Below are 18,647 nucleotides of genomic sequence, written 5' to 3' on the forward strand. Positions count from 1 at the left end.
GAATGGGGGATGGAGGACTGAAGGAGATGCTTCGGTAACGGTTGCGGCCTTTCTTCGCTGGTGGTTGCGACTCTTTTGGGGTGGCTGTGGGCTGTAAAAACGAGGAGGAGTCAGCGTTGTGCGGACCCCTCCCAGTGTTATTTTTTTCACGCTGATGTTATTTCACATATTCCGCGAAATCGGTCAGTCGCATATCGCCCTTGCGTGCCAATGAGTCGTGCATAGCGAATGCAGCGGGCAGATTGTGGCGTGTGTGACCGCCTTTGGCAATCTTCATGTAGTCCCACAACAGTTGCTTGTAGTCTGGATGTACGCACTGCTCGATAATGAGTTTCGCTCTTTCTTCCGGACATTTACCGCGCAAGTCAGCCACACCTTGCTCTGTTACGATGATATTGACATCGTGTTCTGAGTGGTCCTGATGGCTTACGAAAGGCACGATGCTACTGATGAGGCCGCCTTTGGCTGTTGACGGACAGGTGAAGATAGAGAGGTAAGCGTTGCGCTCGAAGTCTCCCGAACCACCAATACCGTTCATCATCTTCACGCCACTGATATGTGTAGAGTTTGCATTGCCGTAGAGGTCACACTCAATAGCGGTGTTGATAGCGATAACACCCAGTCGGCGAATGATCTCAGGACTGTTTGAAATCTCGCTCTGGCGCAGTGTGAGGTGGTCTTTGAAGTAGTCCATGTTGTCATAAACCTGCATGAGGCAGTCGTTTGACACGGTCAGTGAGCATGCAGATGCATCTTTCACGCGACCTGTGAGCATCATGTCAATGACAGAGTTCTGTATCACTTCGGTGTAGATATTGAAGTCGGGCACCTGCTTGTCTTGTCCCAGCGCACCGAGGATAGCGTTAGCTGTAGATCCTACGCCACTCTGCAAGGGGAGGAATTCCTTAGGAATACGTCCCTTGGCGAGTTCTGAAACGAGGAATTCGGCAGTAAGGAAACCGATTTTTTCTGTTACGGGGTCAGAGTCTTTGAAAGCTCTTGCCTCGTCGGGGATGTTACATTCTACAACGCCCACGAGCTTGTCTTTGGGTATAACTACATAGGGCACACCGATGCGATCGCCAACCTTTTCGATGGGGATAGCCTTGCGGTAAGGAGGATCGAGAGGTTCATAGACATCGTGGATGAACTTTGCGTTGGGGTTGTGGAAGCTGTTCAGTTCGAGAATCACATGCTTGGCGAGGCGTGCAGCCGTTGGCGAGATGCCACCAGCAGCGGTCAGATAGACGTGATACTCGTTGCCACACTCCTCGATGTCGCATACTTCGAGTATAGCCCAGTCAATCTCACCATAGAAACCATAGCGCAGTTCCTGTGCCATGTGGCTCAGGTGCAGGTCGTTGTATGGGATTTCTCCCATGTTGACGCGCTTGCGGAAATCTGGATTGGTGGTATATGGAGCACGGTATTTAATGGCCTGTGCATTGGCCAGTACGCCATCTGTGGACTGTCCGGTCGAAGCACCGGTGAAGATACCAACTTTGAACTCGCGTCCAGCAGCGTGTTCTGCCTCTGCTTTCTTTGCCAGTTCTCTTGTGACAGCTTTGGCAACACCAGCAGGCGTGAAGCCACTCATGGCGATGTTGTCGTTGTTGTTGATCAGCGCTGCAGCTTCTGCAGCGGTCATGCGTGTATAAGCCATTTGTTTTATGTTTGGGTAGTTTATATTCCGTTAGTGGGTGCGAAATTACGAAATATTTGTTGAAAAGTCAAATTTTGAAGTCAAAAACTTTGTTTTTCGGTGTGTTATTAGTAATTTTGCAAAAGTAAAACTTAAAATAGAATGGAATCCAAACTCGTAATATACAATACGCTAACTCGTCAAAAAGAGCGTTTTGAACCATTGAATGCACCTCATGTAGGCATGTATGTGTGTGGTCCTACCGTCTATGGCGACCCCCATTTGGGCCATGCTCGCCCTGCCATTACCTTCGACTTGGTGTTTCGTTATCTTCGCCATTTAGGTTATAAGGTTCGCTATGTGCGCAACATTACCGATGTGGGCCACTTGGAGCACGATGCCGATGAAGGCGACGACAAGATAGAAAAGAAGGCTCGTTTGGAGCAATTGGAGCCGATGGAGATAGCCCAGTACTATACCAACCGCTACCATCAGGCTATGGAAGCCCTCAACGTGTTGCCTCCGAGCATCGAACCGCATGCCACTGGTCACATCATCGAACAGCAGCAATTGGTGCAGCAGATATTGGACAATGGTTTTGCCTACAAGTCGAACGGTTCTATCTACTTTGACATCGAGGCTTACAACAAGCAATATAAATATGGTGAACTCAGTGGACGATCGCTCGAAAACACGAAGGATGAGAGCCGCGAGTTGGCAGGTGTGGGTGAAAAGCGCCACCAAGCCGACTTTGCTTTGTGGAAGAAAGCATCGGCAGAGCACATCATGCGCTGGCCTTCGCCATGGAGTGACGGTTTCCCCGGATGGCACTGTGAGTGTACAGCCATGGGCCGTAAGTATCTTGGCGATACTTTCGACATCCACGGTGGTGGTATGGATTTGATTTTCCCACACCATGAATGTGAGATCGCGCAAGCCATTGCATCCCAGGGACACCCTATGGTTAAATACTGGATGCATAATAATATGTTGACCATCAACGGTCAGAAGATGGGCAAATCGCTGGGCAATTTCATTACGCTCAACGAGTTTTTCAGCGGCAATCACCCATTGTTGGAACAGGCCTACAGCGCCATGACCATCCGTTTCTTCATACTTTCTGCCCACTATCGCGGCACTGTTGATTTCTCCAACGAGGCATTGAAGGCATCGGAGAAGGGCTTACAGAAACTGTTGCAAGGCATTGCCGACCTGAAGCGCATCAATGTCAGCGCACATTGTGATAGTGAGACCGAACATATTGTGAAGTCGTTGCGCCAGAAATGCTACGATGCTATGAACGACGATTTGGCTACTCCACAGGTCATCAGCCATCTGTTTGAGGCTTGCTCGGTAGTCAACAAGCTCGTTGACCATAAAGCTACCATCTGTGCCGACTGTCTGAAAGAGCTTAGCGACACCATGCGCCTGTTCACATTCGACATTCTTGGTCTGCGTGAAGAGGCGAGTGAAACAAGCCAGGAGCGCGAGCAAGCCTTCGGAAAGGTGGTCGATATGGTGCTTGAATTGCGTGCCAAGGCCAAGTCAGATAAGGACTGGGCCACATCAGATAAGATTCGTGATGAGTTGGCAGCAGCAGGTTTTGAGGTAAAAGACACTAAGGATGGTGTCACCTGGAAACTTAATAAATGAGAACAATTTGATGTATTTTTACATTGTTTAGTATAAAAGCCTTTTTTTATAAATCATCGTTTAAACAGGCCGATGTGATATCGCCCTGTTTTTTTATGATCATGTTTTTGGGGCAATGCACGAAGCATCAATCACGTGTGTATAGGTCCTCTGCACCATGTATAGCGTTGGAAGCCAGAAAAACCATGTTTTTCCGCCCACTCTTAAGAGTTGTGTAACATGATGGTATATAGTGTATTATAGTGCTATGCGAGTTGCGTTACTCAGCAATTTCAATGAATTTGGTCAGCAATTTCAATGAATTTGGTCAGCAATTTCAATGAATTTACTTCGCAAATTCAATGAGTTTGCACATCAACGAATATTTCGTTCGTCTCTTATAAAAATCAGTTAGCAGAGCAAATCAATTTGAATTACTCTGCAAATCAATTTGAATTACTCTGCAAATCAATTTGAATTGCTCAGCAAATCAATTTGAATTGCAGAACCAAGTGGCCTTCGTCAGCAAGTAAAGTGCTATCGGTAGGCTATTTACCGAGGTATGCTTCGCGCGTTAGGTATAGTGCAACGGTGCAGCAGCGCAGATACTCCTGCGACATATACACCATTCCGCCATAGGGATTGTCGGTTCCCCATGAGTTTTTCATCTTAAAGAACAGCCGCCCGTCGGGGTGGCGTGCCAGTCCTATTATCGTCATGCAGTGGTCGTCATCGGGTCGTGACGAGGTGGTGTGGTCGGCTATGCCGCTACGAAAAGAAAATCCACTGTTGTTGATATCACCCTCCCAACAAACGGGATGGCGATGGTGCAGGGCACGCAAGACTATGGCAACCAACGAGTCTTGAGGCACGTTGAGAAAGGTTTCCCGCTCCCAGTTGTCGGGATAGTCTGCCACAATCATCTTGCCATAAGGCTGGGTAGGGTCGGAAGTTACCGCCATGTATTCCTCTGGTCCACACACACTGTGGGCAAACTCCTGTGGCGTATAACGTGCACCGAGCATGAACACCCACTGTGGCAACGGCAGTTGGTCGTGGGTAGAGTCGGGATAGGTGTCGAACGGCACAATACCTTTATTAGCCATCAAGCGGAGCAAGGAGTGTCCCATACCACGCTGTCGCTGTTTTCCCACCAGCCTCTTGATATAATAAGGTGATAGGTTTACCGAGTCACCTCGGCAGATATGTTCCGTCTCGATGGTGGCGAGCATGGCATAAGCCCAGCAGAGCGCGTCGTTGCCTTGGTTTTTGACAGGAGTGAACGGCAGACTCACCACCTCTTGAAAAGCCACAGGCGGTTGGTTCCTGCATCCTCCCGTCAGCAGGATGATACCGATGAGTAATATAGCAGTAGCGTGTTTCATGCGTGCAAAAGTACATAAAGATGGGCGGAATGACAAAAGAAACGTCCACTTTCTTTTGTCATTCCCCCGATAAGCAGTAATTTTGCAGATGAAAAGAGAGTAAGACATGAATATAATACGCTTTCTGAAAGACTGGACGCTGCCTGTGGCAATAGCTCTTGGTGCAACAGTTTATCTGCTGTTCTACTATGTGCCGCAGCTCGACGGACTGGGCAATAGGCTAGGCCCCGTTATCGATGTGATATTCCCGGTGACGGTGTTTCTCACGCTGTTAGCCACCTTTTGCAAGGTCGATTTCCATCAGATGCGCCCCCATCGTTGGCATATTGGTGTGCTTGCAGCACAGGTATTGCTGGTAGTTTCCAATCTCGGCATCATCTTTCTGGTAGGTGACGACCTTGACCAACAGCTCATCTGGCAAGGAGTGCTTACTTGTACCATCGCCCCGTCGGCATCGGCAGCGCCCGTTGTGACGGGCAAGCTCGGTGGAAACATCAATACGATGACCACCTTTACCGTCATCTCAGCCCTTGCATCGGCATTGATGATACCCTTGGTGTTTCCTCCGCTGACCAGTACGGTGCATCTTACATTCTTCGAAACCTTCCTCATTATTCTGCAAAAAGTATCGATGGTGCTCCTGTTGCCGTTGGTCTTGGGCTGGCTGATGCAGCACTATGTGAAGGCGGTCTGCCGTCGCATTGCCTCCATGCCCAATCTGAGTTTCTATCTATGGGGCGTCTCGCTCACTATTGTAGCCGGTGTAACGGTGAAGAATATCCTGCACAGCAATGCACCATTGTGGTTGCTCACGGCTATTGCTGCATTGAGTTTCGTGGTCTGCTTCGTGCAGTTCGGCATTGGTCGCGCCATTGGCAGACACCTTGGCGAGGAAATCTGCAGCGGTCAAGCCCTGTTTCAGAAGAACACCTCGTTAGCCATTTGGGTGGCTTACCTCTATCTGCATCCTGTTGCATCGGTAGGCGCAGGCTGTTATGTGCTGTGGCAGAACATCATCAACTCAGCCGAACTGTGGCACTACCGCCGCACCCATCCCACTCCGTGACTTACTGAATAACATCGCAACATGACAATGACAAAGACCGATATCACGACCATCATTTTCGATGCCGACGATACCCTATGGGACTGTCAGACTTGGTTTGACCGTGCCGAAGAGCAACTTGCCGATATGCTCAAACCTTGGGTGAGCGACAGACAACGCGTGGCAGACAGCCTCTTTGCCATCGAGCGCGCTAATATGCCGCTTTTCGGCTATGGCACTAAGGCATTCACCCTGTCGCTGTTGGAGAATGCTATCAAACTGACCGATGGTCGTATCGGTGCCGATGTGCTACTCCAAATCATCGAAATGGGTAAGCGTCTGCTGCGTTTCCCTGCTACTCCGTTGCCTGAAGTGGAATCTACGCTGCGCCAACTCCACGAAGCGGGACGCTACCGGTTGGTGGTATTTACCAAAGGTGAACTGATGGGACAGGAGGATAAACTGTCGCGATCAGGACTGTTGCCCTATTTCTCGCATGTGGAAATTGTGTCCGACAAGACCGAAACCGCCTATCGCACACTCTGCGACACCCTTGGTGTGGATCCCCATGAAACACTCATGGTGGGCAACTCCTTCCGTAGCGACATTGCTCCGGCACTTGCTGTTGGCGCCTGGGCAGTACATATTCCCTTCCATGCAGTATGGGCATTGGAGAAATCGCAAGAGTTTCCACACGAAAGATTAACGAAGATAGAACATTTCAGTCAACTGATGGACTGTCTTTAAATTATAGCGCTTGACGCATTGCCACTTATCGGATGATGGCAATGCGGCAAACGGTGCCTCGATGACCGTCGCTTGTAGCGGTCAAAACATGATAGACGCCAGAGGCCACGCGGCGCCCTTTGCTGTCGCAACCATCCCAGATATAGGTGCCACCCGTGCTGCGCCCACGTGCCACCAGCATGCCTGCCGTGTTTACAATGCGCACATCCGCATCGTAACTCAGTCCTTCAATGGTGATAGGTCCCGTATAGTCGGGGGCTACAGGGTTGGGATAGGCGCGCACCACACCTTTCTCCATCTTTTCAGCGGCATCGGTAGCATCGGAAACCACAGCGCATAGCCCCTCTTCCGTGCCGATATACACCCGTCCGGTCTGTCCGTCGATGGCGATACTCTCTATGCGGTCAGACAGCAAACCGCTGTCGGCTGAGGTGTAATGAGCCACTTCGGTGGTGTTGTCGCTACTGATTACATAGACGCCGTTGCTTTCTGTGCCTATCCATTTGCGGTTGCCGCCATCAATAGCCATGGCAGTCACACTGATTCCCTCCAACAGATAGTCGCCATAACCGCTGCCATCATTGCGCGGAACGACAATCTGCGTATATCCGTAGTCGGGCGATTGTTGCTGTTGTGGAGTGAGCATCAGCGGTCCCTGATTGGTGCCTGCCCATATATTGCCATCTTTATCTTCTGCCACACAGTTGAAGCTATAGATGTCGCGCAAGGGTGTTTCGTCTTGATTGCGCAAGGCATCAAAGCGGTCCACCTCGTCTGTTTCAGGGTCGATGCGCACCAGGCAAGGGTGATGGTGATGACTGTTGACAAGCCAAACCTTACCCGTATGGTCGGTCGTAGGGTTGCGCAAGATGGTTAGGGGCGTGCCGTTATAGAAGAGTGAGGGATGGTCGAGTGACTCCATCGTGCCTTCACTGTTCATGCGGATAAGTGGGTGCTGGGTCTCGCTGTTGGTCATCCAAAGGCGATGCTGACGGTCGTAGAAGAGTCCATCAACACGCACATAGTTGTTGTTGCCCGGAATGGCACTTGCCAACAGACTATTGCCTGCGGTGTATTGAGCCACCGATTGCCCGTTGCGAAACTCAAAGAGGCCGTTGCCACAGGTCGCTATATAAAGATGTGTGGCATCGGCAGGGTCGATAGCCATGCTCACCGCATCCTTTTTCATTGGAGCATCGATTTGCTGCCAATGTCCCTCGCGGTCCATTTGCTGCCATTGGGCGGTGCGATCCATCTGTCCTCCGTCGTACCAACCGCCACCTACTCCATACAAACATCCGTTGACGAACCACAGACTGTTGAACTCGTTGTAGTGTGGTCCACCGGCATTTATCTGGCTGACGATGGATATATAGGCATCGTAGTCACCCCGGTAAGCATCGTAAATGGATTCAGGGAAATGGCTTGTCGAGTGCCAGTTGGCAGGATTGATGAGGTTGTCGGACATCCGCCCAACCATCACGCCGCTCGCTGCGGTATTGGCATAGAGGTTGCCGTCAACCGGCATCACATTCCAAACATCGCTGCCTAAGGTGTAAGTTTCTACCACATGGGCATTCGCCACATCTATCTTCACAATGCTGGAACCCACACAGAGGTAGGCGATGCTACCGTCGGTAACAATGCGGTGAACCTTCTTGCTGCCTGCCATCGTTGCCATATAGAGGTCGGGCATATTGGTCACTTCACCCTCAGGATTGATGAGGTCGATATTGGCATTGGTATAAATGGCGATGAGGCGATGGGCTTCGCTACACCATTTGATATGGGATAGCTGACCGCCATTCAGGCCGTTGGACCGGTCGAAAGTAGTAACCGACTGGTCGTTGAGGTTGTAGTGATAGAGATTGCCACTCGCTTTGACGAAGAGTCCTTGCTCTGCTTTCTCTATTTGTTGCGGTTCGCCATAGGCTAAATAATACTGCCAGGTGCCGGGCTGTGCATGGACTGTCGTCATGGCAAACCAGCATAGCAGGGTACATACACAACGACAGACAGCACCAAAGCTAATGTCGTGGGACATGAGCCATGATGCTGTCTGACGTGGGGATAGTATCATTTTTCTTATAGTTTATTTTCCAAGAGTTGCACGCAGATAGTCGGCCAACTTCTGAGTGGCACGTGCACGGTGGCTGATGGTGTTTTTGACATCCACTCCGAGTTCTGCAAAGGTGTGGTCGTAACCTTCGGGTTGGAACACGGGGTCGTAGCCGAAGCCTTCACTGCCGTGCTTCTCGTGGGTGATGGTGCCGTTGACAATGCCTTCAAACTCGGTCACTTTCTTCACAGCAGTGCAACCGCAGGGGCACACATCGCGTCGCTCTATCAGCGCAATGACGGTGCGGAAGCGTGCTTGGCGATTGTCTTTTCCTGCCAGTTCGGCAAGCAGCTTCTGCATATTGGCCTCCGAGTCGTGGCCTTCGCCACCAGCATAGCGTGCGCTATAAACACCCGGTGCACCGTTGAGAGCCTCTACTTCAAGACCGGTATCGTCGGCAAAACAGCTCACATGATAGTGGTCATACACATACTGAGCCTTCTGCAGGGCATTCTCCTCAAGGGTCTTGCCCGTTTCGGGAATATCCTCATGGCAGCCGATGTCGGCTAACGACACCACCTCGAAACGGTTTCCAAGGATGCTGCGAATCTCTTCCAACTTATGTTGGTTATTGGTTGCAAATACAATTTTCATCGTTATAGTTTGTCGGCGGCATCATTCCTTAGGGATTTCTTCCACCGCCTTTTTAACTTTTTTAATCTTTACTTTCATCTCGTCAAAGCCTTCGCCATAGACACCGATAACGGCACTTTGGCTTACAAAGGCGTTGGGGTCGATCATCTTGATGAGGCGGAAGATGTTGACGCTCTCATTCTTTTTGGCCAAAATACACAATACGCGGAGTTCCTTACCAGTGTACCAGCCATGGCCATCGAGGATGGTTACACCATGGTCCATCTGTGTTCCGATGGCATTGGCAATCTCCTGCCACTTGCGAGAGAATATCATAAACTGCACAGACTCCCTTCGTGCATTCATCACATAGTCGAGCACAAAGTTCTCCATCGTCATCACACAGAAACCAAACACTACCTTGTGGGCGCGCTCGATATAGGTGCCAAACTGTGGGAAGAACATACACGAACCGATGATACAGAAGTCGGCGGCTATCAGTACAGTACCCAACGATACGTTGTGATACTTATTGATAGATGCTGCAATAATATCGGTACCACCCGTAGAACCGTTGTTGGAGAATACGGTGGCAAGGGCAATGCCGCCAAACATACATCCTATAACCATCGACATGAAGTCCTGCCCTTCGCCCAGCAACTTGATGGGCAGGCCGTTGGGCTGTTTGGGCAAGATGTCTTGGGCAAACTTCAGCATGAAATAGAGCGTAACGATGGCATAGATGGTCTTCATTAGAAACTTGAAGCCCAATACCTTCAACGCGACAATCAGCAGAATGCCGTTGATAATGATATAGGTATTTTCCAAACGGAAACCGGTAGCATAGTAGATAATGGCCGACAAGCCAGTCACTCCGCCACCTACAATCTCATAAGGCATGAGGAATACGGTGAACGAAATGGTATATAGCAGCAAGCCAACGGTGATGAAGAAATAGTCCTTCATCTCGTTCCACAGCATTTTGTGATTGATAGTCATATGCCGTATTTGATATTTATTTGCAAACGATGTTTACCATGCGTTTGGGCACTATGATGACTTTGACCACTTGCTTGCCGTCGATATACTTCGGTGAGCGAGGATCTGCCATCACGGCTTCTTCGATGGTTTTATTGTCAGCATTGGCAGCAAACTCCATGTCGAAACGTGTTTTGCCGTTGAAGGCAACACCAAGTTTTACGGTATCTTCTACCAAGAACTCTTCATTCCATGTGGGCCATGGGGCATCGCAAACGCTGCCGGTCTCGCCCAAAGCCTCCCAAAGTTCTTCGCTGATATGGGGTGCGAAGGGGGCCAATAGTGTAACGAGGGTGCGGAGAAGTTCGCGGTTGTGACACTTCAACTGTGCCATCTCGCCAACGCAAATCATAAAGGCAGAGATAGACGTGTTGTAAGAGAATTCCTCGATGTCTTGTGACACCTTCTTAATCAGTTTGTGGACACTCTTCAACTGGGCTTTTGTGGGCTCAGCATCGTCAACGAGCAGTTTGCCATCGGCGTTGTCGCGGCTGTTGCCATAGAACAAAGCCCAGAACTTCTTCAAGAAGCGGTGGCAACCGTCTATTCCGTTGGTGTCCCAAGGCTTAGACTGTTCTACCGGACCAAGGAACATTTCGTATAGACGTAAGGTGTCGGCACCGTAGCGCTCAACAATCATATCGGGGTTGACCACGTTGAACATCGACTTAGACATCTTTTCAATTGCCCAACCACAGATGTATTTTCCGTCTTCAAGGATAAATTCTGCATGCTCATACTCTGGTCGCCAAGCGCGGAAAGCATCTTGGTCGAGCACGTCGTTGCTGACGATATTCACGTCAACGTGTATGGGAGTTACATCCTTGTAACTGCCTTTGAGGTTCAGACTGACAAACTTGCCCTTGTCTGCGCCCTCATCGTTGATGCGATATACAAAGTTGCTGCGACCCTGTATCATGCCTTGGTTTACCAGTTTCTTGAATGGTTCGTCCTCGCAACTGTAGCCTGAATCAAACAAGAACTTGTTCCAGAAGCGTGAATAGATGAGGTGACCGGTGGCATGCTCTGTACCGCCAACATAGAGATCTACGTTGCGCCAGTATTCATCAGCCTCTTTACTTACGAGGGCTTTCTCGTTCTTAGGATCCATATAGCGCAGATAGTAGGCAGAAGAACCTGCGAATCCGGGCATGGTGTTGAGTTCGAGAGGGAATACGCTCTTATGGTCTATCAGACTCTTATCTACTACTTGGTTGGTCTTGGTATCCCACGCCCACAACTTGGCACGGCCCAATGGGGGCTCGCCAGACTCTGTTGGCTTGTATTCGTCTATTTCAGGCAATTCCAAAGGCAGACATTCCTTCGGAATCATATAGGGCATATTGTCCTTATAATATACGGGGAATGGTTCGCCCCAATAGCGCTGACGACTGAAGATGGCATCGCGCAGGCGGTAATTCACCTTGACGCGGCCCAGTCCGTTGGCTTCCACATATTTCTTGGTGGCGGCAATGGCCTCCTTCACGGTCAATCCGTTGAGGCTGAACTTTGCTGAAGCAGAGTTGCAGACAATGCCTTCTTTGGCATCATAGCTCTCTTCAGAAACATCGGCGCCTTCTATCAGTGGGATGATGGGAAGGTTGAAATGCTTGGCAAAAGCATAGTCGCGCGAGTCGTGGGCAGGTACTGCCATGATGGCACCTGTGCCGTATCCGGCCAATACATACTCTGAAATCCAGATGGGAATTTTTTCGTCTGTGAACGGATTGATAGCGTATGAACCAGAGAAAACACCTGTCACTTTTTTGTCGGAAATACGGTCACGCTCAGTACGCTTCTTCACATAGGCGATATAGTCGCTTACATCGGCTTTTTGAGCATCGGTGGTGAGTTCGGCAACGAGATCTGATTCAGGAGCAAGAACCATGAAGGTTACACCAAACATGGTATCGGCACGCGTGGTGAAGATGGTGAAGTGCTTGTCGGAATCGGCCACATTGAACTCTACTTCGGTACCTTCGGAGCGTCCAATCCAGTTGCGCTGAGTCTCTTTCAAAGAGTCGGTCCAGTCGATTGTGTCGAGTCCGTCGAGCAAACGCTGGGCGTATGCAGATACGCGCAGACACCACTGGCGCATCTTCTTCTGCACTACAGGGTAGCCACCGCGTACGCTGACGCCATCCACTACCTCATCGTTGGCAAGTACCGTGCCGAGTTGAGGACACCAGTTGACCATGGTGTCGGCAAGATAGGCTATGCGGTAGTTCATCAACACTTCTTGCTTTTTCTTCTCAGAGTACGATGCCCAGTCAGAAGCAGTGAAGTCCAATTCCTCTGTTCCCAGTGCACCACAGTCTTTAGAACCCATCAGTTCGAAGTGTTCTATCAGTTTGATGGTAGGCTGTGCTTTGTGTGAAGAAGTGCTGTAGTATGATTTGAACATGCGTTGGAACGCCCATTGTGTCCATTTATAGTAGATAGGATCGCAAGTGCGCACCTCGCGTTCCCAGTCGAAGGAGAATCCAATCTTGTCCAACTGCTGTCTGTAGCGCGCAATATTCTCTGTAGTAGTCTTCTCTGGATGCTGTCCGGTTTGTATGGCATACTGCTCTGCGGGGAGTCCATAGGCATCGTATCCCATCGGATTCAACACGTTGTAGCCCTGCTGGCGCTTATAGCGAGCGTAGATGTCGCTGGCAATATAGCCCAATGGGTGACCCACATGGAGTCCGGCTCCAGAGGGGTAGGGGAACATGTTGAGCACGTAGAATTTCTTTTTTGTAGGGTCTTCTGTCACGCGGTAGGTTTTCATCTCTACCCAGCGCTTCTGCCACTTCTGTTCGATGTCTCTAAAATTGTATTCCATATTTTCGTATTTTTTGTTTTCTTCTTATTTATATAATATTACTGCAAAGGTAGTGCAAACCGAGCGAAATACAAAGAAAAACCCCGTTTTTCTTTTATTTAAGAGGTGTAGCACTATCTTTATGATGACCTTGTAAAGCGACTCACGTAAGAGAAGAAATAAGAAAAAATGAAATTTCTTTTGCTTTTCGCTCACTTAATCGTACCTTTGCAACATCGCGAAGAAGGAACAGAATTACCTTTTCCGATAATCTATAGAATAGAAACAAATTTAAAACGAAACGACAGATGAACAAGATGCTGATGATGATGGCTGCTTGCTTCTGTACCATCGGAATGATGGCACAAGGCAACCCACAGGTGAAAACAACTGATGGAACGCTTGAAGGAATGGAGCGTTCTGGTGTGAAAGTGTTTCTCGGAGTACCATTTGCTGCACCGCCAGTGGGCGATCTGCGATGGAAAGCACCACAGCCCGTTGTAGCATGGGAGGGTGTGCGTAGTGCTAAAGACTTTGGGCCTAACCCCATGCAAGAGAATATATTTGGCGACATGAACTTCGGTACGAAGGAAAACAGCGAAGACTGTCTATATCTGAATATATGGACTCCTGCTCACACCATGAAGGAGAAACTACCTGTGCTCATCTATTTCAACGGTGGAGGACTCATGGCTGGAAGCGGTAGCGAACCCAGATATGCCGGAGAGAGCATGGCGCGAAAGGGCATAATCGCTATTACTGCCAATTATCGTGAAGGCATCTTCGGTTTCTTCTCTCATCCGCAACTGTCGAAAGAAACAGCCTATAAAGGTTCGGGAAACTATGGATTCATGGATCAAGTGGCTGCCATTCAATGGGTGAAAACACATATTGCAGACTTTGGTGGCGATTCCGAACGCATCACGATAGCAGGCGAATCGGCTGGATCAATGTCGGTAAGTGCCTTGATGGCATCGCCACTGTGTCAAGGACTGATAGCACAAGCCATCGGATCAAGCGGCTCTGTCATGGGATTCAACGCTGTTGCTACACTCAAAGAGGCTGAGACAGCTGGCGTAGAAATAGCAAAAGCGCTGGGTTGTAAGACTATTAAACAGTTGCGTGCCATGCCGGCAGAAGAACTCATGAAGCGTGCCAACGTGAGAAACGTACCGAAATACTGCATTGATGGCTATTTCTTCACAGAACAACCCACACAGACTTATGCCGACGGAAAGCAGTTGCACATTCCTTTGCTCATTGGTGGAAACAATCAAGAGATGTCGCCTCAAGCGATTCTGGCTGGTCAGCCAGCCTCTGTAGAGGTTTTGAAAGAAGCTGCACGTCAGAAGTTTGGCGATGCCACCGACCAACTGTTCCGTCTATATGGCATCTATACTGCTAACGATGTGACAGGACAGCCGGGCACTGACTTGGCTTCTGATTTATTCCTCGACTATTCCACATGGAAGTGGGGACACATGCACCAGTTGACCAGTGGACAACCAGTTTATCGCTATCGCTACTGCCATCCGCGTCCAGCAATGGCTGTCAAGGGGAAAGTGGCAGGACTGGCTGGTGGAATACTAGATGCAAAAGATGGTGAACCCGCAGTGTCACAAGACAAAGGAGCGGTACATTCTGCCGATATTGAGTATGCCATGGGTACGTTGCCCACAAACAGAGTCTATGACTGGCAGCCCGATGACTATATGATCTCTGATGTGTTCAGCAACTATTACGCTAATTTTGTGAAGACAGGAAACCCCAACGGACTCGGTTTGGTGAATTGGCCGGCAGTCAACGGCAAAACTGTTCCACCCGTATTGCAGATTGACGTGCATACTTTTGTTAAGACCGATGAGGCGATGCAACAGCGTTATTTGCTGATGGACAAGTTGTTTTGGAAATAAACCATCATGCTGCAATACCTTAAAACTGATACGCTTCGCTGTCTGATGGTGTCGCTAATGGCCGTTATGACATTGTCACTCTATGCGCAACAGACCGACCCTGCCAACGAGAGTAAAGCCGACGACGATCCGTTTGGCCCTACGTTCATGCCGATGGTCAAGGTTGGAAAGGTGCTGGAAGGCGGCGACAGCATCCAGTATATGGAGATGAACAATGTCTATGTTTATCCCCCCATCTCCTTCAGTAGCAAGAAACAGCAGATGGCGTTTAATAGATTGGTGCGCAATGTGAAGCGCGTACTGCCTATTGCCAAGGAGGCGCGTACCATTATGATGGAGACTGCGGAGTTTCTGGAAACTTTGCCTGACAAGAAATCGAAGGAGGAACACATGAAGCGCGTAGAGAAAAGCATCTGGAAAGAGTATCAGCCGAAGATGAAAAAACTGACGTATTCACAGGGAAAACTCCTGATCAAACTCATCTATCGCGAGAGTCATTCATCTTCCTACAATATGATTCAAGCCTTTCTCGGACCTGTGCGTGCTGGATTCTATCAGGCTTTTGCATGGGCGTTCGGCGCCAGTTTGAAGAAAGAATACGATCCGGAAGGTGTGGATAGACTCACCGAACGAGTCGTGCTGATGGTGGAAGCTGGTCAACTCTGATGTGTTCCGTAAGTGTTTGACAGGTGTTTGATAACCTAAACTTATCATCATCGAACACCACTATAAAGTTATATCCGATAATGAATTACGTTATAGTGGTGTTCGGTGTTCGATAAAAAATGAAAAACTAAAATATATGTGTTGCCGCGTGATGCCTTCTTGGGCGTCGGCATTACTTGTTCTCAAGCAATCGCAATGGGGTTTGTTGGATGGAGCAATGGTTCATAGTCTGGCAATACAGTAAAGCCCATTGACCTACCTTGTGATTATTTGTCGTTGAAAACCACTTGCAGCAGGGTCTGGCCTACGGCTTTCAGCGTGTTCTTGTCGATATGTTGCATATCGTCACTGACGGTGTGCCACGTCGGTCCAAAGGAACTTTGTTGGCAATCGGGATAGTGGTTGATGATATCTACACAGGGGACATGGGCCACTTCATTCACAGGTATGTGGTCGTCGGTCACGTAGCCGCCTGCCTCCATAGGGAAGAAACTGCTATAGCCTGCGGCACTTGCAGCACTCCAGATGCGGTCAACGAGGCGTCCGGCATGTTGCAGTGAGAAGCCTTCGTGGTAGAAACGGGCACCCTGACCACCCACCATATCGAGCAAAATGGCATAGCGATACTTATTAGAACCGCTTGCGGCATAGTTCTTGGCCCAGTGTTGTGCGCCCAATGCCCATGAGTCGCCATCGTCTGCGGTGTCGCTCCACTGTGGTACGCCCCAGTCTTCGGCATCGAAGCAGACAAAGTCGATGCTTACAGGTAGTGAGTCGTTGTGTTGAAGCAGGCGTGCCAGTTCGAGCATGACAGCCACTCCCGATGCGCCATCGTTGGCTGCCATGACGGGTTTGTGCCAGTTGGCAGAGTCGGGATCATTATCTGCCCATGGGCGACTGTCCCAGTGTGCACATATCATGATGCGTGTTTCGTCGGTGCTGCGTTTGGGCATAGAGGCGATGATGTTGGTGCTTTTGAGTATTGTGCCGTCGAATCCCTTGAGGTCTGCACACTGAAGTTCAATGCTGCAACCGTATTTCTGAAACTGTGAAGCAATCCATTTGCCGCATTTCTCATGCGCCTCGCTATTCATTGTGCGAGGTCCATAGGTACATTGTGCTGCACAGAAAGCATAGGCAGAATCAGCATGAAATTCAATATTGACAGGTTTTTCCTCAGTTGCAGGTTGTTTGTTGGTAGTACCGCAAGCCATGATGGTGGCTATTGCAGCCCATAGCATGGCGATATTGAGTATGTGGTGTTTCGTCATTTTTCTGTTTGTAGTCTGTAGTCTATATGATAATGATTTCTACGATTTGGCGCTTTGCACCTGTTTCATGATACGCAGGAAATTGCGTCCCCAAATCTTTTGGATGTCGCGTTCGGAATAGCGTTTGGCCATGAGATGTCGGGTGAAATTGATCATTTCCGATGAGCAGGAGAGTCCGCGAATGCCTCCATCGCCATCGAAATCAGAACCTAAACCGACATGGTCGATACCCATAATATTGATAGCGTGGTCGAGATGTGCCAGTGCATCAAGTACTGTAGCCTCGCCATCTTTGCAGAGGAAACCATTATAGAGCGTCACTTGCATCACACCACCCTTAGCAGCCAGCTGTCGCATCTGGTCGTCGGTGAGATTGCGAGGATGGTCGCAAAGGGCTCTACAGCTGGAGTGGCTACACACAATGGGCTGTTGGCTGATGTCGAGTGCATCGTAGAAACTGTGCTCACCAGCATGACTCATATCTACCATGATGCCCAGTTTGTTCATCTTCCTAATGACCTGTTGGCCGAAGTCGCTCACACCGCCATGGGTATTGCAACCGCGTGCTGAGTCGCATATGTCGTTGTCACCATTATGGCAGAGTGTCATATAGACGATGCCGCGCTCTGCAAAATGGCGCAGCTTGCGTAGATCGCCATTGATGGCTAAGCCATTTTCTATGCCCAGCATGATGCTCTTCAGCCCTTTCTTCTTATTGGCATAGAGGTCGGCAGGTGTCCGTGCAATGCTGAGGTAGGACTTATTGTGGGCCACCATGGTTTCTATCTTGTCGAAGATGAGGTCTGCATATTCCGTAGGATTCTTCACATCGAAATCAACAATTGATGGGAAGTCCTCGCCGGGTTTGGGTTGTGGCAGATAAGCCACCATGATAGTGGCATCTTGATGACCTTCGGTCATCTTGTGGAGATCTACCAATATCTTCTTGTCGCGACTGCCGAAATCTACGCCTTGAGGGAAGAACATCGGTGTGTCGCAATGCGTATCGAGGGTGATGATGCGCTCATGGAGCTTGCAGGCTTGGTAGAAATGTTCTGACTCCTTCACCAACCATTGGAAAAGTGGCGCTCCATTGACCAAACACTCTGGATGCCATTGCACGCCAATGATACTCTTGTATTCACGGCTTTCTATGGCTTCGATGATACCGTCGGCAGATTCTGCTGTGGTGCGGAAACGTGGTCCGCAGTGATCTACTGCTTGGTGATGAAATGAGTTGACGTAGAGTATGCCGTCGTTGTCCTTGAGCGTATCGGCATAGAGACTACCGAGAATAGAGTCGGGCTCTATCTTTACGGAGTGGGTGGGCTCTGAACGGTCTGCGTCCTGACTGTGTTTTACCTGTGCTCTGTGGTTGATATCCTGTTCCACATGGCCATCAAGAGCCATAGCCAATGCTTGAATGCCGCGACAAATGGCTAACATCGGAATCTGCCGATCGTAGGCTAACCGTATAGTGAGCAGTTCGGCAAGGTCGCGCTCGGCGTTGATGCCTCCAAGCTTGACAACAGGTTGCTCGCCTGCAAACAGCGGATTGAAGTCGGAGCCACCGCTGATGAGAAGCCCATCAATATGTTCAAGCGTATTGATGATAGTATCGGTCTGTGCAGAGGGAGGCATGATGATAGGCACACCGCCTGCTTTTTCCACCGATTTATAATAGGTTTGAGCGAGCTTGCAGTTTCCTTCGCCATAGTTTCCCGTGATGGCAATGACAGGTTTGTGCGTTGCTGCAGGAAACGACGCATGGCATTTGGCCAGCTGTGCTTGCCAGTCAAAACGGTTCATA

At 49.5% G+C, this 18,647-nt stretch carries 13 protein-coding genes; 5 read left to right on the forward strand and 8 right to left on the reverse strand.

Going from position 1 to position 18,647, the window contains the following annotated elements; all coding sequences use genetic code 11:
* Positions 1–157: 157 nt before the first annotated feature.
* On the reverse strand, positions 158–1,663 hold the full coding sequence (locus CIK88_RS04970) for a succinate CoA transferase (RefSeq protein WP_094390992.1): 1,506 nt from the start codon (positions 1,661–1,663) through the stop codon (positions 158–160).
* Positions 1,664–1,804: 141 nt separating this feature from the next.
* On the opposite strand from CIK88_RS04970, the gene cysS reads away from it, so the two are divergent.
* Positions 1,805–3,295, forward strand: coding sequence for a cysteine--tRNA ligase (cysS, locus tag CIK88_RS04975; protein ID WP_094390991.1), 1,491 nt, complete (start codon positions 1,805–1,807; stop codon positions 3,293–3,295).
* A gap of 527 nt (positions 3,296–3,822) precedes the next feature.
* Here cysS and CIK88_RS04980 read toward each other — a convergent pair.
* Positions 3,823–4,659 (reverse strand): C1 family peptidase, encoded by an 837-nt coding sequence (locus CIK88_RS04980; protein ID WP_094434935.1) that lies wholly within the window; start codon positions 4,657–4,659, stop codon positions 3,823–3,825.
* 106 nt (positions 4,660–4,765) lie between these two features.
* Between CIK88_RS04980 and CIK88_RS04985 the strand changes: the two genes are divergently transcribed.
* Positions 4,766–5,725: a hypothetical protein gene (locus CIK88_RS04985; protein WP_094434937.1), complete on the forward strand. Its 960-nt coding sequence runs from the start codon at positions 4,766–4,768 to the stop codon at positions 5,723–5,725.
* Between the two features lie 21 nt (positions 5,726–5,746).
* The gene (locus CIK88_RS04990) at positions 5,747–6,451 is read left to right on the forward strand and encodes an HAD family hydrolase (RefSeq protein WP_371591511.1); all 705 of its coding nucleotides are present in this window, start codon (positions 5,747–5,749) and stop codon (positions 6,449–6,451) included.
* 25 nt (positions 6,452–6,476) lie between these two features.
* Here CIK88_RS04990 and CIK88_RS04995 read toward each other — a convergent pair whose 3' ends face one another.
* Genes CIK88_RS04995 through leuS form a run of 4 tightly spaced genes read right to left on the reverse strand, consistent with a single transcriptional unit; the run spans position 6,477 to position 13,008 of the window.
* Positions 6,477–8,531, reverse strand: coding sequence for a two-component regulator propeller domain-containing protein (locus CIK88_RS04995; RefSeq protein ID WP_094434939.1), 2,055 nt, complete (start codon positions 8,529–8,531; stop codon positions 6,477–6,479).
* A 12-nt stretch (positions 8,532–8,543) separates the two neighbouring features.
* Complete coding sequence (locus tag CIK88_RS05000) at positions 8,544–9,164, reverse strand: non-canonical purine NTP diphosphatase (RefSeq protein ID WP_094390988.1); 621 nt, start codon at positions 9,162–9,164, stop codon at positions 8,544–8,546.
* Positions 9,165–9,185: 21 nt separating this feature from the next.
* Positions 9,186–10,142, reverse strand: a complete 957-nt coding sequence (locus CIK88_RS05005; protein WP_094390987.1) for a YitT family protein — start codon at positions 10,140–10,142, stop codon at positions 9,186–9,188.
* Between the two features lie 16 nt (positions 10,143–10,158).
* Positions 10,159–13,008 carry a leucine--tRNA ligase gene (gene leuS / locus CIK88_RS05010; protein WP_094434941.1) on the reverse strand — a complete coding sequence of 950 codons (2,850 nt, stop codon included), beginning with the start codon at positions 13,006–13,008 and terminating at the stop codon, positions 10,159–10,161.
* Between the two features lie 287 nt (positions 13,009–13,295).
* On the opposite strand from leuS, the gene CIK88_RS05015 reads away from it, so the two are divergent.
* Together CIK88_RS05015 and CIK88_RS05020 are read left to right on the forward strand one after the other, a co-directional pair.
* Positions 13,296–14,900: a carboxylesterase/lipase family protein gene (locus CIK88_RS05015; RefSeq protein WP_094434943.1), complete on the forward strand. Its 1,605-nt coding sequence runs from the start codon at positions 13,296–13,298 to the stop codon at positions 14,898–14,900.
* Positions 14,901–14,906: 6 nt separating this feature from the next.
* Positions 14,907–15,566, forward strand: coding sequence for a DUF4294 domain-containing protein (locus CIK88_RS05020; RefSeq protein WP_094434945.1), 660 nt, complete (start codon positions 14,907–14,909; stop codon positions 15,564–15,566).
* Positions 15,567–15,832: 266 nt separating this feature from the next.
* On the opposite strand, the gene CIK88_RS05025 is transcribed toward CIK88_RS05020, so the two are convergent.
* Positions 15,833–16,837 carry a M28 family peptidase gene (locus CIK88_RS05025; RefSeq protein ID WP_094434947.1) on the reverse strand — a complete coding sequence of 335 codons (1,005 nt, stop codon included), beginning with the start codon at positions 16,835–16,837 and terminating at the stop codon, positions 15,833–15,835.
* 39 nt (positions 16,838–16,876) lie between these two features.
* Positions 16,877–18,646 (reverse strand): membrane dipeptidase, encoded by a 1,770-nt coding sequence (locus CIK88_RS05030; protein WP_094434949.1) that lies wholly within the window; start codon positions 18,644–18,646, stop codon positions 16,877–16,879.
* Position 18,647: the final 1 nt, after the last annotated feature.

Source organism: Prevotella sp. P5-50, from assembly GCF_002251295.1.
Classification (GTDB): Bacteria; Bacteroidota; Bacteroidia; order Bacteroidales; family Bacteroidaceae; genus Prevotella.